The following is a 14,928-nucleotide window of genomic DNA, read 5'->3' as shown; positions in this document are numbered from 1 at the left end:
GCACTCAGCGCACAAACAGCTGGCGGGGGAAGTTCGCCAACGCTTCGCAGCCTGTCTCGGTGATCAGAATGCTCTCGGTGATCTCCAGGCCCCACTCGTCCTGCCACAGGCCAGGCATGAAGTGGAAGGTCATGCCCGGCTGCAGGATGGTCTCGTCGGAGGGGCGCAGGCTCATGGTGCGCTCACCCCAGTCGGGCGGGTAGCTGATACCGATGGGATAGCCGCAGCGCGCCCCGCCCCGGTCGAAGCCGTACTTGTCCATGGCCGCCCCCAGCGCCATGGCGATATCGGCGGTACGATTGCCGGGCTTGGCCACGGCCAGGCCGCGCTCGATGCCCTCCAGCAGCGCCGACTCGGCACGGATGAACTCCTGGGGCGGCCGCCCCAGGAACACGGTGCGCGACAGCGGCGCATGGTAACGCTTGAACACACCGGCAACCTCGAAGAACGTGCCCTCGCCCTCGCGGAACGGCGTGTCGTCCCAGGTCAGGTGAGGCGCCGCCGCATCCTTGCCGGTGGGCAGCATGGGCACGATGGCGGGATAGTCGCCGCCAAAGACCTTGCCGTTATCATCCACCCAACCCTCGATACCGACCCGGTAGATCTCGGAAACCAGCTTGCTCTTGGGCAGGCCGGGCTCGATCACTTCGAGGATACGCGTATGCATGCCCTCGACGATCTTGCCGGCGACGCGCATGTAGGCGACTTCCTGGGGCGACTTGATCGCCCGGCACCAGTTGACCAGCGCATTGGCATCCAGGAAGCGGGCATGGGGCAGTTCGCGCAGCAGGCACTGGTAGGCCTTGGCGGAAAAGTAGTAGTTATCCATTTCCATGCCCACCACCCCCTGGTGCCAGCCGCGATCGGGCATGATCGACTGGGCCAGGTAGTCCATGGGGTGCATGTCCGGGTTCTGCACGTAGTAATCGGGGTAGTAGGTGATATTGTCCGGGTCCATCCAGCAGGTCCGCAACGCCCCGTTGGCGTCCATGCGACGGCCATACCAGACCGGCTCTCCTTCCAGCGCCACCAGGACGCACTGATGCACATAGAAGGACCAGCCATCATAGCCGGTCAGCCAGGCCATGTTGGAGGGATCGCTGATGATGAGCACGTCGATGCCTCGGCTCGCCATCTCGGCGCGGACCTTCCACAGTCGGCTGGCATATTCCTGACGAGTGAAGGGCAGGGAGACCTGATTCATGAAGCGTTCGCCATAGCATCACCAATAACCGGCCGTCTCCATGCAGAGAGGGCCGGACCAGGGGTTATCGGACACCGCTCGGTGGAATATTATTGTCATGATTTTGCATCAGGAAATCATGACAATATCCAGTCAATGTCGCTAAGCTGATACTAGCACCACACCTCTGCTGGCGGTCAAAGGCTTTATTGCATCATGACAATTGATCTGACTCCCTACTTGACCGACACCGGTCCCAAGTACCTAGCCATTGCCCGCGCCCTGTCGGAGGCAATTCGCCTGGGGGAGCTCACCCCGGGCACCCGCCTGCCACCTCATCGACAGCTGGCCGAAAGCCTCGCCGTCAGCGTTCAGACCGTTTCACGGGCCTACGCCCAGGCCGAGAAGATGGGCCTGGTTCAGGCGCGAGTCGGCAGCGGCACCTGGGTCAACGCCCTGGACGACGCCCGGGAGTCGGCCTACCTGCGCGGCCACGAGCCGCGCAGCGAAAGCCTCCTGATCGACCTCTCCATCGCCCACCCGGTCTGCCCGCCCGGACACCACCTGCGCTTTCGCCAGGCGCTGATCGAACTGGCGGACCATGCCAACCCCGACGTGATTACCGCCTGTCGCCCCATCGCCGGACTTCCCCACCAGCGGGAGCGGGCCAGCGCCTGGCTGCAGTCCCGACTCGGTGTGCCCGGCGAGATGGACGACAGGATTCTCTGCAACGGCGCGGCTCATGGCCTGATGCTGGCCATCGCAAGCGTGGTGCAACACGGCGACTTGGTCCTCACCGAGGCCCTCACCGACCATGGCCTGATCGCCCTGTCGCGCACCCTGGGCTTTCAGCTGCGCGGCGTGGCCATCGACAGCGAAGGCGTTATTCCTGAGGCGCTGGAATCGGCGTGTCATCGTTTCAAGCCGAGGGCCGTTTATCTGACCCCGACCCAGTTGAATCCGACCGGCGCGACCATGAGCGAGGCCCGCCGTGACGCTGTGGCCGAGGTTCTGGCGCGCCATCGGGTGTGGCTGATCGAGGATGATGTGCATGCCCTGCTCGAAGCTCCGAGCTTGGCCTCCCTCACCGCCCGGATCCCCCAGCTCGGTTTCCATGTCACCAGCATGACCAAGGTCACCGTGCCAGGACTGCGCGCCGGCTACTTGACCGTGCCCCGCGGCCAACTCCACCACGTGCTGCCGCGGATGCGGGCCACCACCTGGATGGCCACGCCGCTGATCTTCGAACTCGCCGACCGCTGGATCGCCGACGGCAGCATCGAGGCCATGGCCGCCGAACAGCGGGAGCTGCTGGGCGAGCGCCAGAAGCTCGCCGCACGCCTGCTCGGCCATCACTCCCGCGCCTCCCGCCCCACCAGCCTGCATGTCTGGGTAACGCTACCCGATGCCTGGCGAGCGGAGGAGTTGCAGCAACAGGCCGAGCAGGAGGGCCTGGCCATCACCACCGCCGTGCCGTTCATGGTGGAGCAGACGCCGCCCCCGCGACGCATCCGAGTGAGCCTGGGCGCCGAGCAGAGCCTGAAGCGCCTGGAGGAGGGACTGCAACGACTGGCCATATTGCTCGACGAAGCCCCCCCGCCCATGATGCAGATCATCTACTGACCTTCACGAAACCGGAAGGAGACCCCATGCGTGTATTGATCCATATCGACGAGGCGGCCAGCTGGCGCGACGCCCTGGCCGAACACCTGCCTGCCGCCGAGATCGTCACCAGCGAAGCACCCGCCCACCAACGCCGGGATATCGACTACCTGGCCGCCTGGAAGCCGCCCGAGTCGCTGCTGCGGGAGCACGCCAACCTGAAGGGAATCATCAACCTGGGTGCCGGTGTCGACGCCCTGCTCAACAACCCCGGCCTGCCCGAGGGCGTGCCCATCGTCAAGCTGCGCGATGCCGGCATGGCCGAGCTGATCGGTGACTACGTGCGTTACGGCGTACTGCATTTCCAGCGCGACTTCGACCGCTACCGGCGCCAGCAGGCCCACCGTGAATGGCGAGAGCATGCCGTAGACGACAAGGGCGACTGGCCGGTGGGCGTACTGGGCCTCGGTGCCATCGGCGCCAAGGTGGCCAGGATGGTCGCCGCCGACGGCTTTCCGGTCCACGGCTGGAGCCGCTCTCCCAAGCGGCTCGACGGCATCGCCTGCCACCATGGTGACGACGGCCTGTTCGACCTGCTCGGCCGGGTACGCACGCTGGTATTGCTGCTACCCGGAACCCCGGAGACCCGCCACATCATCGATGCCGAGACACTGGCCGCCCTGCCGGAAGGCGCCAGCCTGATCAATCCCGGGCGCGGCACCCTGATCGATGAAGTGGCACTGCTGGAGGCGCTGGGGGAAGGTGAAACCGAGGGCCGGCTTCGCGGTGCCTTGCTCGACGCCTTTCCCGAGGAGCCGCTGCCCCGGGAAAACCCGCTCTGGTCGCACCCGAGGGTATGGGTAACGCCGCACATGGCCGGCCCCACACCGCTGAAGGAAGCCGTGGGGCAGGTCGCCGAACTGATCGAGGCCTTCGAGGCGGGCGAAACGCTCGAGACCGTGAACCCCAGCGCCGGCTATTGAATCCCCGCGACCGCGACCTCACCCCTACAAGTACAGCGAGATAGGAGATAGTCTGAAGGACATACCCATCGCCCTCCCTGGAGGTGCACGATGACTACGCAACTGGACTACCGCAAGCAAGACGCCCTGCTGGTCGTGGACATGCAGAATGACTTCTGCGAGGGGGGTGCCCTACCGGTGACAGGCGGCAAGGCACTGGTGCCCGGTATCAATACCGAGATCGCGGCCGCCCGTGCCGCCGGTGCGCCGGTGGTCGCCTCGCGCGACTGGCATCCCGTCGACCATGCCAGCTTCGAGCATCGCGGCGGCACCTGGCCGGTGCACTGCGTACAGGATACCCCCGGCGCCGCCTTCCACTCGGACCTCGACTTCACCGACGACACCATCCGTGTCAGCAAGGCCACGGCCTTCGATGCCGATGCCTACTCCGCCTTCGACGGCACTGGCCTGGGCGGCTACCTGCGCGACCGAGGCATCCGTCGCGTGGTGGTGTGCGGCCTGGCCATGGACGTCTGCGTACTGGCCACCGCCAAGGAAGCACGCCAGGAAGGCTTCGAAGTCGTGCTGCTGGCCGGGCTGACGGCGCCCGTCGACCCCGAGGCCCGGGGCCGCTGCATCCGTGAGCTGGAAGCCGAAGGCATCGAGGTTCGCCAATGAGTCAGCCCATCTCCGTACAGGTGGATGACGGCGACCTGGCCTTGCTCACCGACCTCTACCAGTTGACCATGCTCCAGGCCTACTGGAAGGAGTCGATGCAGGAGCGGGCCACCTTCAGCCTCTACTTTCGCAAGCTGCCGCCCACCCGGCGCTTCATGCTCGCTTGCGGCCAGCAGCATGCCGCCGCACTGGCCAGTCGGCTTCGCTTTTCCTCATCGGCCCTGAGCCAGCTGGCCGGCACCGGGAAGTTCGACGATGCCTTCCTCGACTGGCTGGCCGGCTGGCGCTTCACCGGCGATATCTGGACCCTGCCGGAAGGGACGCCGGTGTTCCCGAACGAGCCCTTCCTGGAAGTGGATGCACCGATTGCCGAGGCACAGCTGCTCGAGAGCCTGATCATGAACCTGGTGCAGCTGGAAACGGTGCTGGCCTCCAAGGCCGTACGCCTCGTCATGGCCGCCCAGGGCCGGCCGGTGGTCGACTTCGGCATGCGACGCATGCACGGTGTCGACGCGGCGGTACGCGGGGTGCGCGCCTACCGTACCGCGGGCCTCGCCGCCACCAGCAACGTGCTGGGCGGACTGCGCCACGACCTGGAAATCAACGGCACCATGGCGCACAGCTACATCCTGGCCCATGACAGCGAGCGCGCGGCCTTCCGTGCCTTCGCGCGCCACTATCCGGACACCACCCTGCTGGTGGATACCCACGATACCCTGGAGGGTGTCCGCATGGTCATCGAGCTGATGGCGGAGGAGCCCGACCTGCGCGTCAGTGCGGTTCGACTCGACTCCGGCGACCTGGGCGAACTCGCTCACCGCTCCCGCGCCCTGCTCGACGCAGCCGGCCTGGAAGCTATCCGGATTATCGCCAGCAGTGGCCTCGATGAATACAGGATCCAGGAGCTTGTCGAGGATGATGCGCCCATCGACGCCTTCGGCGTGGGCACGCAGATGGGGGTCTCGGCCGACGCGCCGGTCATCGACCTCTCCTACAAGCTGGTGGAGTATGCGGGCATACCCCGGGTCAAGCACTCGACGGGCAAGGTCAACCTGCCCGGGCGCAAGCAGCTCTACCGGCGACGGGATGCCCAGGGCCGCTATGCCGGCGACATCATCGCCAGCCGCGATGAACGGAGCGTCGATGGCGAACCGATGCTGGTGCCCCTGGTGCAGGGCGGCAAGCTGGACGAGTCGGTCATGGCCATGGCCGCCGATGCCCGTGAACGGGTTCGATCCTGTCTCGCGGAGATGCCCGAGGCGCTGACCCGGCTCGCGCCGGGCGAGAGCGACTACCCGGTGGGGCTCAGCGAGGAATTGAAGCGCCTGCAGCAAGGGTGATAGCGCCCCGGAGAACATGCAACAAGCGTGCATCGGGGAACCCGGGGCGCCTTCCCGTGCTCAGACTCCTTGTCACTTCGTCACTCTTTTCCTCACCACCCCATGTTGAGTCCCATGAACCGACCGTTGCGCCCTCTCACCATGCTGGCCTTGCCGCTGCTACTGCTGTCGCTGGGCACCGCCCAGGCCATGGCGGCCCCGACGGCTGCCAAGCCCGCGTCGGTCAGCGATACCGAACGCCGGGTCACTCCCCAGCCCTTCGACGCGCGATACCGGCTGGAGGTGAGCGGCTGGCCCAACGCCTCCATCGAGCACCGCCTGATCCGGGACAACCATCACTGGCAGAGCCGAATGAATGCCTCCATCGCCGTGGCTCGCGGCAATGAACGCAGCCGCTTCTTCCTGACCCCGGATGGCGTTCGCTCGGTGAACTACGCCAGCGGCTATTCGTTGTTTGGCATTGGCGGCGACTACCGGCTTGGCACCGACGAGCTCAGCAAGCTGCCCGATCGTCAGGCTGCCCTGTTCGACCTCTCCCTGAGCGCCCTGAATGGCAGCTGCCAGGAGGAGGCCGGCTGTCGCCTGGTCTATCAGGATCATCGTGGCCGTGAGGAGTCCCTCGACTACCGGGTGCACGACCGAGAGACGCTGAGCCTCCCAGCCGGCGAGTTCGAGGCGGTCAAGGTCGAGGTGATGGACCCGGAAACGCCTGACCGGACGATGACCTTCCACTTCCACCCCGAGCTTCCCGGCTTGTTGCTGGCCGTGGACTATCGCCGCGACGGCAAGCGCAAGAGCCGGCTGCGGCTCACCTCCCTCGACACCCAGGCCCCCTGACCCGCTGCAAGATCGCGACTCCCCAGTGGATGCCCCGTCGGCTCGACCTAGGCCGGTCGAGTCGACGGCAGCGCTCGCCGCAAAAGGCTGCTAGAGTGTGGCGCTTTGTGCCGCCCGGCGGCCACGACAAGGGAAGAGGTCTCGATGTTGAGCGGGCTGTTGATCGTCCTTCTGCCGCTGCTGCTGGGCTACCTGGTGCCGGTTCGCCATGCCGGCCTGATGAACCTGATCAACCGCGGCGTCAACGCCTCGGTCTATCTCATTCTGCTGCTGATGGGGGTCAGCCTGGCCGGCCTCGACGACCTGATGCGCGAGCTGTCGCGCATGGGCGGCCAGGCACTGCTGCTGTTCAGCGTCATTACTGCCGTCAACCTGGCGGCCCTCTGGTGGCTGTCTCGCCGGCTCGGGCTGCGCTTCGGCGCCTCGCCGGTCGTCGCCGACGCACCGACCACCAAGATAGCCGCCCTGATCGGCTCCCTGGCGCTGGTCGCGGTGGTGGTCTTCGGGGTGCTGATCGGGCTCGCCCTGAGCTGGCTGGGCGGCCAGGCCATCTTCACCACCGCCGAACAGCTGGCCGAATGGGCGCTCTATGCCCTGCTCGCCTTGATCGGCTGTCAGCTGCGCAATTCGGGCATGCCGCTGCGCCAGATCCTGCTCAACCGTCACGGCCTGGCCATTGCCACGACCCTGGCCGCCAGCTCCCTGGTTGGCGGCCTGATCGCCGCCCCGCTCCTCGGCCTGAACTGGAACGAAGGACTGGCGCTGGCGTCCGGCTTCGGCTGGTATTCGCTCTCGGGCATCCTGATCGGTGATCAGCTCGGCCCTCTGCTCGGCGGCGTGGCCTTCTTCAACGACCTGGCCCGTGAACTGCTGGCCTTCATCCTCATCCCGCTGCTGATCCACCGCCACGCGCCACTGGCCATCGGCTACGGTGGTGCGACCTCCATGGACTTCACCCTGCCGGTCATCCAGCAGCACGGCGGGGTGGCCTGCGTACCGATCGCCGTGGTCAGCGGATTCATTCTTTCGCTACTGTCGCCGCCCTTGATCCTCTTCTTCCTGTCGCTCTAAGCCGCGAGGCGACGACGCTGTCACAGCGGCAGAATGCGCGCCTCCGCTACACTTAGCCAAAAGTCTAGGTTGATCTCCGTGCCAATAAGCGGCTAACTGAGCGCCGACGAACTTAATCGTTTAAGTCATCAGACAGCCAGCCCCATAAGAACAAGCCGACAAGGAAAACTGCCATGCTCAAGAAGACACTGTTTCCCACGCTCATCATGGCTGGAGCCGCCGGTATCAGCCACGCCCAGGCCGCAGACCTGACCATCTCCTGTGGCGCCGTCGGCGCCGAGCTGACCCTCTGCCAGGAGGGTGTCAGGGCCTGGGAGGAAAAGACCGGCCACAGCGTCGATGTGGTCTCGACGCCGAACTCCTCCACCGAGCGCCTCTCCCTCTACCAGCAGATTCTCTCCGCCAACTCCACCGACATCGACATCATGCAGATCGACGTGGTCTGGCCTGGCCTGCTCGCCAACCATCTGCTGGACCTGCGCGAAGTACTCGGCGACGAGGCCGGTGAGGGTCATTTCGAGACCATCATCGAGAACAACACCATAGACGGCCGCCTGGTCGCCATGCCCTGGTTCACCGATGCCGGTGTGCTCTACTACCGTGAAGACCTGCTCGAGAAGCACGGCCATGAGGTGCCCAAAACCTGGGAGCAACTCACCGAGACCGCCCGGGAAATCCGCAATGCCGAGCGCGCCGAGGGTAGCGAGCGGATGCAGGGCTTCGTCTTCCAGGGCCGCGCCTACGAAGGCCTGACCGTCAACGCCCTGGAGTGGGTGGCAAGCCACGGCGGCGGCACCATCGTCGACAGTGAAGGCGAGATCACCATCGACAACCCCCAGGCCGCTGCCGCTCTCGATCACGCGGCGACCTGGATCGGTGATATCTCCCCCAACGGCGTCCTCAACTACACCGAGGAAGAAGCCCGCGGCGTGTTCCAGGGTGGCAACGCCGTGTTCATGCGCAACTGGCCCTACGCCTGGGCCCTGGCCCAGAGCGAGGACAGCGAGGTACGCGGCAAGGTCGGTGTGACCCAGCTGCCTTACAGCGGCGACGGTCAGAGTGCCGCCGGCCTCGGCGGCTGGAATCTGGCGGTCTCCCGCTACAGCGAGAATCCCGAGCTCGCCGTCGACCTGGTGGCCTTCCTCGCCGGCGAAGAGGAGCAGAAGCGTCGTGCCATTGCCGGCGCCTACAACCCCACCCTGGAGTCGCTCTACCAGGATGAGGAGGTCCTCGAGGCGGTGCCCTTCTTCGGCGATCTCTACGAGACCTTCGTCAATGCCGTGGCGCGTCCCTCCGCTCCCACCGGAGATGCCTACGGCCGCGTCAGCAATGCTTTCTTCAGTGCCGCCCATGACGTGCTGTCCGGCAACAAGACCGGTGAGCAGGCAGTCAGCGATCTCGATCGTGAACTCTCCCGCGTCAAGCGTCGCAACTGGTAACCTCCTGGAGCCCGAAATGTCGACTCCCGTAACCGAAAGCGCGCCGATCGCGGCGCGCCCCCTGCCAAGGCACAAGCGCAGCACCAAGGTGCGTCGCCAGAGGGTGCGTGCCGCCTGGATCTTTCTGGCCCCGATGCTGGTCGTCCTTGTCCTGGTTGCGGGCTGGCCGCTGCTGCGCACCTTCTACTTCAGTTTTACCGATGCCTCCCTGTCCGACCTGAGCGATACCCTGTTCATTGGACTGGAGAACTATCTGATCTATGAAGATGGTCGCTGGTACGGCGTGCTGGCCGACCCCATCTGGTGGCGCGCCGTCTGGAACACCGTCTACTTCTCGGTAGTCTCGGTCTCGCTGGAGGTGGTGTTCGGCATCATCGTGGCGCTGGTGCTCAACGCCGAGTTCAAGGGGCGCACGCTGGTGCGTGCCGCGGTGCTGATCCCCTGGGCGATCCCCACCATCGTCTCGGCGCAGATGTGGGCCTGGATGCTCAACGACCAGTTCGGGATCATCAACCACCTGCTGATGGTGATCGGGATCATCGGCGAGCCGATCGCCTGGACGGCCGACGCCAGCTACTCCATGTGGGCGGTGATCATGGTCGACGTGTGGAAGACCACCCCTTTCGTCGCCCTGCTGGTGCTGGCCGCCCTGCAGATGCTGCCCAAGGACTGCTATGAGGCCGCCGAGGTCGACGGCATCCATCCGGTAAGGGTCTTCTTCAGGGTCACCCTGCCGCTGATCACCCCGGCGCTGATGGTGGCGGTGATCTTCCGCCTGCTCGACGCCCTGCGCGTGTTCGACGTCATCTACGTGCTGACCTCCAACTCCACCAGCACCATGTCCATGTCGATCTACGCACGCCAGCAGCTGGTCGAGTTCCAGGACGTGGGCTACGGCAGCGCCGCCTCCACCCTGCTGTTCCTGATCATCGCCCTTGCGACCATCGCCTACCTCTACCTCGGTCGCAATCAACTGAAACTGGGAGGCGACTGATGACCTCGCGCCAGCTCTCCAAACACGCCACCCGCATCGGTTTCTGGGTCCTGGTAGCCCTGATCGTCGTGATCGCGGTCTTCCCGTTCTACTATGCGGTGAAGACCTCCTTCACCCCCTCCAGCGAGCTTTTCCGGGTCGAGCTATGGCCCTCTCGCCTGGATTTCACCAACTACATACAGGTCTTCAGCCAGCGCAGCTTCCTGCAGGCCATCTTCAACTCGATCCTGGTTGCCACCAGCGTGGTGTTCATCGCCCTGCTGCTCGGCATCACGGCCTCCTACGCGCTGGGCCGGGTGCGCTTTCGCGGACGCAGTACCGTGCTGCTGGTGATCCTGGGCGTCTCGATGTTTCCGCAGGTCGCGGTGCTCTCCGGCCTGTTCGAGGTCATCCGTGCGCTCAATCTCTACAACAATCCCGGCGGGCTGATACTCAGCTATACCATCTTCACCCTGCCCTTCACCGTCTGGGTGCTGACCACCTTCATGCGCCAGCTGCCCATGGAACTCGAGGAGGCCGCCATCATGGATGGCGCCACCCCCTGGGTCATCATCACCAAGGTGTTCCTGCCGCTGATGTGGCCGGCCATGGCGACGACAGGCCTGCTCGCCTTCATCGCTGCGTGGAACGAGTTCCTCTTCGCCCTGACCTTCACCCTCACCGACAGCCAGCGCACCGTGCCGGTCGCCATCGCCCTGCTCTCCGGCGGCAGCGCCTACGAGCTGCCCTGGGGGCCGATCATGGCGGCCTCGGTGGTGGTCACCGTGCCGCTGGTGGTGCTGGTGATCATCTTCCAGCGGCGCATCGTGTCGGGCCTCACCGCTGGCGCGGTCAAAGGGTAATCACCTGATGTTATTCAAGGAATCCAAGATGCAGGACAACACCCTCTGGTGGCGCGGCGGCGTCATCTACCAGATCTACCCGCGCAGCTTCATGGATGCCAATGGCGATGGCATCGGTGACCTGGCCGGCGTCACCGAGAAACTCGACTACGTGGCCTCGCTGGGCGTGGACGGGATCTGGCTGTCGCCCTTCTTCACCTCGCCGATGCTCGACTTCGGCTACGACGTCAGCGACTACCGCGACGTGGACCCGATGTTCGGCACCCTGGATGACTTCAAGGCGCTGCTGGCCCGGGCCCATACGCTTGGCCTCAAGGTGATGATCGACCAGGTGATCAGCCACACCGCCGAGGCGCACCCCTGGTTCCAGGAGAGCCGCGCCGACCGCACCAACCCGAAGGCGGACTGGTACGTCTGGGCCGACCCCAAGCCGGACGGCACCCCGCCCAACAACTGGCTGTCGATCTTCGGCGGGCCGGCCTGGACCTTCGACCCGCGCCGGCGCCAGTACTACCTGCACAACTTCCTGTCGAGCCAGCCGGACCTCAACTTTCACCACCCGGAAGTGCGTCAGGCGCAGCTGGACAATATGCGCTTCTGGCTGGAACTTGGCGTCGACGGCTTCCGCCTGGACACCGTCAATTTCTATTTCCACGACGCCGAACTGCGCGACAATCCGCCGGTGCCGGCAGGCGCCGCCAAGACCCTCGGCGCGCCGGATGCCAACCCCTACACCTGGCAGCGCCACGTCTATGACCTGAGCCGCCCGGAGAACCTCGGCTTCCTCAGGGAGCTGCGCGCGCTGATGGACGCGTTCCCCGGCACCACCACGGTGGGCGAGATCGGCGACGACAACCCCCTCGAGCGCATGGCCGAGTACACCGCCGAGGGTGACAAGCTGCACATGGCCTATACCTTCGACCTGCTCAACGCCCCCCACTCGGCGGCCTATATCCGCGAGGTGCTGGAACGCTTCCAGCGCCTGGCCGGTGACGCCTGGCCCTGCTGGGCGCTGTCCAATCACGACGTGGTGAGAAGCGCCACCCGCTGGGGCGCCGGCGAGGACCCCATCGCCTACCCCAAGGTGGCCCTCGCCATGCTCTTCTCGCTGCGCGGCAGCGTCTGCCTCTACCAGGGCGAGGAGCTGGGCCTGCCCGAGGCCGAGGTGCCCTTCGAACGCATCCAGGACCCCTACGGCAAGGTGCTGTGGCCGGAGTTCAAGGGCCGCGACGGCTGTCGCACCCCCATGCCCTGGGAGAACGCCAAGGAAGGCGGCTTTACCGCCGGGGGCGTTACGCCCTGGCTACCGGTGGAGGCTCGCCAGCTGCCGCTCGCCGTCGCCGAGCAGCAGGACGACGCGGCGTCGGTACTCAGCGCCACCCGCCGCCTGCTCGCCCTGCGCACCGCCCACCCGGCGCTGTTCGATGGCGATCTGGCACTGGTCGATGTGGGAGAAGCGCTGCTGGGCTTCATCCGCGAGAAGGGCAACGAGCGCATCCTCTGCGTCTTCAACCTCACCGGCCAGGCCCATGAGGCTCGCCTGCCGCTTGCGGTGGGCAGGTCTCTGGAAGGGCATGGCTTCACCCATGAGCGCGACGGCGAGATACTGTGCCTGCCGCCCTATCAGGCCGCCTATTTCGCCGTCTGAGACACGCTCATAACAACGCTCATAACAGTGCTCATAACAACACTGCCGGCCCGCGACGAGGCAACCCATCAGCGGGCCGGCAAGGAGATATTCCATGGCAAGCGTCAAACTCGACAAGGTCAACAAGGTCTTCGGCAGCACCCATATCATCAAGGATGTGGACCTGGCCATCGGTGACGGCGAATTCGTGGTCTTCGTCGGCCCCTCCGGCTGCGGCAAGTCCACCCTGCTGCGGCTGATCGCCGGGCTGGAATCGATCAGCGACGGCGAGCTCTCCATCGGCAACACCGTGGTCAACGATCTGCCGCCCCGGGAGCGCGGTGTCGGCATGGTGTTCCAGTCCTATGCCCTCTATCCGCATATGACGGTCTACGAGAACATGGCCTTCGGGCTCAAGCTGGCCAAGGCATCCCAGGAAACCGTTCATGAACGGGTCATGGCCACCGCCCGCATCCTGCAGCTGGAGGAGCTGCTGGAGCGCAAGCCCAAGGCGCTCTCCGGCGGCCAGCGCCAGCGCGTCGCGATGGGGCGGGCCATGGCGCGCGAACCCCGAATCCTGCTGTTCGACGAGCCACTCTCGAACCTGGACGCTTCGCTGCGGGTCCAGATGCGCAATGAGATCGCCCGCCTGCACCAGCGTCTCGAGTCCACCATGATCTACGTCACCCATGATCAGGTGGAAGCCATGACCCTGGCCGACAAGATCGTGGTACTCAATGGTGGCCGCATCGAACAGGTAGGCAGCCCCCATGAGCTCTACCAGCGCCCGGCGACCCGATTCGTGGCCGGTTTCATCGGCTCGCCGACCATGAATTTCATGCCGGCAAAGCTGCTCGATGCCGACGAATCGGGCTGTCGTGTCAGCGCCAGCGGCATGGCCCAACTCGACCTGCCCCAGGATGCTGTCGGCCAGGCCAAGGGCGCCGGCCTGACGATCGGCGTACGCCCCGAGCACCTGCGCCTGACCGAGGCCCAGGGCGCCAACAGCTTCGAGATCGTCAACGTCGAGTACCTGGGCAACGAGGTCTATGTCTACCTCGACCCCAAGGAGGGCGACACCCTGCTGATCCAGCGCAGCGAGGCGCCCACCCACTGGTCGGTCGGGCAGCGGGTCGCGCTGGCCCCGGACCCGGCGCATGTCCACCTGTTCGACGGCGAAGGCCGAGCACTCCCGGTCAAGGCCGTAAGCGCCGTGGCATGAGCGGGACTGTCGCGGCCACGACCGGGACGGTATGCTTGGCATGCACTCATTAGCAGGAAAAGAAAAAGTGTCAAAACCGTCGCGCCGCATGACCCTGAAGGACCTGGCACGGGAGATGGGCGTTTCCACCGCCACCATCTCCAATGCCTTCAATCGGCCGGACCAGCTCTCGCCGGCGCTGCGGGAGCGCATCCTCGACGAAGCCAAGCGGCTCGGCTATCGCGGGCCCGACGCCAAGGCCCGCAGCCTGCGCACCGGCCGCTCGCGCATCATTGCAGTGCTGCTCGCCGAGAGCCTCACCTACAGTCTCAACGACGCCGTATCCAGCGAGTTCCTCTCGGGGGTTGCCGAAGTCCTCGACGCCCAGGGCCATACCCTGCTGCTGCTCTCCGCGCGCCAGGCCCAGAGCCCGATTCCGGGCTCGGCAAGCATGGCGGACGGCTTTATCGTCTATGGCCTGATACCCACCTCGGAGCTGCTCGACTCGCTTCCCGTTCAGGCTTCGCTGGTGGCAGTGGATTTCAATGTGACGGGCTATCCATCGGTACATATCGACAACGAACCGGCCTGCTACGCCATCGCCCAGTATGCCCTGAAGGCAAGGAGGCCCAGGCGACCCGCGATCGTCAACCTGCGCCTGACCGCCGAGCCCTGCAACGGCTACATCACGCCCGACCATGCCCTGCTGCCGGCCGATCGCACCATTACCCGTGCACGACTGATGGGCTTTGACCGCGCCCTGGCCGAGCATGGCTTCGAGACCGAACGGGTGCCGAAATGGAACGTGGAAGAGAATACCTTCGACGTCTGCGCCCCGGTGATCGAGTCGATTCTCGACCTGCCGGACGAGGAGCGGCCGGACCTGCTGCTCTGCATGTCGGACCGTCTCGCCCTGACCGCCCTGACCCTGGCCGAGCAGCGTGGCATTCGCGTTCCCGAGGATCTACGGCTGACTGGCTTCGACGGTATCGCCGAGGGGCAGTACCGGGCGCCAAGGCTCACCACCGTGTGCCAGGAGAGCCATACCAAGGGACGCCTGGCGGCCCGCATGATCCTGGGACTCGATGAACCCCATGCCAAGATGCTGCATACCGAACTGCTGGTCGGTGACACCTGCCCCTGATCACGGCA

13 protein-coding genes are annotated in these 14,928 nt (G+C 65.6%); 12 read left to right on the top strand and 1 reads right to left on the bottom strand.

Annotation, left to right across the window (positions count from 1 at the left end; translation table 11 throughout):
- Positions 1-4: 4 nt before the first annotated feature.
- On the bottom strand, positions 5-1,204 hold the full coding sequence (gene doeA, locus LY622_RS20510; protein WP_234292587.1) for an ectoine hydrolase DoeA: 1,200 nt from the start codon (positions 1,202-1,204) through the stop codon (positions 5-7).
- 195 nt (positions 1,205-1,399) lie between these two features.
- On the opposite strand from doeA, the gene ehuR reads away from it, so the two are divergent.
- The 12 genes from ehuR (at position 1,400) to LY622_RS20450 (ending at position 14,920) form a co-directional block, all read left to right on the top strand.
- Complete coding sequence (ehuR, locus tag LY622_RS20505) at positions 1,400-2,806, top strand: MocR-like ectoine utilization transcription factor EhuR (protein ID WP_234292586.1); 1,407 nt, start codon at positions 1,400-1,402, stop codon at positions 2,804-2,806.
- Positions 2,807-2,832: 26 nt separating this feature from the next.
- A complete protein-coding gene (locus tag LY622_RS20500; RefSeq protein ID WP_234292585.1) occupies positions 2,833-3,768 on the top strand; it encodes a 2-hydroxyacid dehydrogenase in 936 nt (311 codons plus the stop codon).
- A gap of 90 nt (positions 3,769-3,858) precedes the next feature.
- Positions 3,859-4,425, top strand: a complete 567-nt coding sequence (locus tag LY622_RS20495; RefSeq protein ID WP_234292584.1) for an isochorismatase family protein — start codon at positions 3,859-3,861, stop codon at positions 4,423-4,425.
- A complete protein-coding gene (locus LY622_RS20490; RefSeq protein ID WP_234292583.1) occupies positions 4,422-5,765 on the top strand; it encodes a nicotinate phosphoribosyltransferase in 1,344 nt (447 codons plus the stop codon). Before LY622_RS20495 ends, LY622_RS20490 begins: the two co-directional genes overlap by 4 nt.
- A 114-nt stretch (positions 5,766-5,879) precedes the next feature.
- Positions 5,880-6,602 (top strand): hypothetical protein, encoded by a 723-nt coding sequence (locus tag LY622_RS20485; protein WP_234292582.1) that lies wholly within the window; start codon positions 5,880-5,882, stop codon positions 6,600-6,602.
- Between the two features lie 144 nt (positions 6,603-6,746).
- Positions 6,747-7,673: a LysO family transporter gene (locus LY622_RS20480; RefSeq protein ID WP_234292581.1), complete on the top strand. Its 927-nt coding sequence runs from the start codon at positions 6,747-6,749 to the stop codon at positions 7,671-7,673.
- A 173-nt stretch (positions 7,674-7,846) separates the two neighbouring features.
- Entirely contained in the window at positions 7,847-9,112 is a 1,266-nt protein-coding gene (locus LY622_RS20475) for an ABC transporter substrate-binding protein (RefSeq protein WP_234292580.1), read from the top strand.
- 16 nt (positions 9,113-9,128) lie between these two features.
- Entirely contained in the window at positions 9,129-10,106 is a 978-nt protein-coding gene (locus LY622_RS20470) for a carbohydrate ABC transporter permease (protein ID WP_234292579.1), read from the top strand.
- Positions 10,106-10,948 carry a carbohydrate ABC transporter permease gene (locus LY622_RS20465; protein ID WP_114477116.1) on the top strand — a complete coding sequence of 281 codons (843 nt, stop codon included), beginning with the start codon at positions 10,106-10,108 and terminating at the stop codon, positions 10,946-10,948. Before LY622_RS20470 ends, LY622_RS20465 begins: the two co-directional genes overlap by 1 nt.
- Before the next feature lie 28 nt (positions 10,949-10,976).
- Positions 10,977-12,596: an alpha-glucosidase family protein gene (locus LY622_RS20460; protein WP_234292578.1), complete on the top strand. Its 1,620-nt coding sequence runs from the start codon at positions 10,977-10,979 to the stop codon at positions 12,594-12,596.
- Positions 12,597-12,690: 94 nt separating this feature from the next.
- Positions 12,691-13,797 carry an ABC transporter ATP-binding protein gene (locus LY622_RS20455; RefSeq protein WP_234292577.1) on the top strand — a complete coding sequence of 369 codons (1,107 nt, stop codon included), beginning with the start codon at positions 12,691-12,693 and terminating at the stop codon, positions 13,795-13,797.
- 88 nt (positions 13,798-13,885) lie between these two features.
- Positions 13,886-14,920 carry a LacI family DNA-binding transcriptional regulator gene (locus tag LY622_RS20450; protein WP_255762679.1) on the top strand — a complete coding sequence of 345 codons (1,035 nt, stop codon included), beginning with the start codon at positions 13,886-13,888 and terminating at the stop codon, positions 14,918-14,920.
- Positions 14,921-14,928 lie beyond the last annotated feature (8 nt).

Origin of the sequence: Halomonas alkalisoli (genome assembly GCF_021412585.1) — a bacterium.
Classification (GTDB): Bacteria; Pseudomonadota; Gammaproteobacteria; order Pseudomonadales; family Halomonadaceae; genus Halomonas; species Halomonas alkalisoli.
The sequence above is the reverse complement of the archived record's forward strand: the minus strand, read 5'-3'. Positions and strand labels throughout refer to the sequence as shown.

Bases quoted from the DNA above. Each gene is read 5' to 3' on its own strand.
- doeA (WP_234292587.1), bottom strand. From the start codon at position 1,204: ATGAATCAGGTCTCCCTGCCCTTCACTCGTCAGGAATATGCCAGCCGA.
- ehuR (WP_234292586.1), top strand. From the start codon at position 1,400: ATGACAATTGATCTGACTCCCTACTTGACCGACACCGGTCCCAAGTAC.
- LY622_RS20500 (WP_234292585.1), top strand. From the start codon at position 2,833: ATGCGTGTATTGATCCATATCGACGAGGCGGCCAGCTGGCGCGACGCC.
- LY622_RS20495 (WP_234292584.1), top strand. From the start codon at position 3,859: ATGACTACGCAACTGGACTACCGCAAGCAAGACGCCCTGCTGGTCGTG.
- LY622_RS20490 (WP_234292583.1), top strand. From the start codon at position 4,422: ATGAGTCAGCCCATCTCCGTACAGGTGGATGACGGCGACCTGGCCTTG.
- LY622_RS20485 (WP_234292582.1), top strand. From the start codon at position 5,880: ATGAACCGACCGTTGCGCCCTCTCACCATGCTGGCCTTGCCGCTGCTA.
- LY622_RS20480 (WP_234292581.1), top strand. From the start codon at position 6,747: ATGTTGAGCGGGCTGTTGATCGTCCTTCTGCCGCTGCTGCTGGGCTAC.
- LY622_RS20475 (WP_234292580.1), top strand. From the start codon at position 7,847: ATGCTCAAGAAGACACTGTTTCCCACGCTCATCATGGCTGGAGCCGCC.
- LY622_RS20470 (WP_234292579.1), top strand. From the start codon at position 9,129: ATGTCGACTCCCGTAACCGAAAGCGCGCCGATCGCGGCGCGCCCCCTG.
- LY622_RS20465 (WP_114477116.1), top strand. From the start codon at position 10,106: ATGACCTCGCGCCAGCTCTCCAAACACGCCACCCGCATCGGTTTCTGG.
- LY622_RS20460 (WP_234292578.1), top strand. From the start codon at position 10,977: ATGCAGGACAACACCCTCTGGTGGCGCGGCGGCGTCATCTACCAGATC.
- LY622_RS20455 (WP_234292577.1), top strand. From the start codon at position 12,691: ATGGCAAGCGTCAAACTCGACAAGGTCAACAAGGTCTTCGGCAGCACC.
- LY622_RS20450 (WP_255762679.1), top strand. From the start codon at position 13,886: ATGACCCTGAAGGACCTGGCACGGGAGATGGGCGTTTCCACCGCCACC.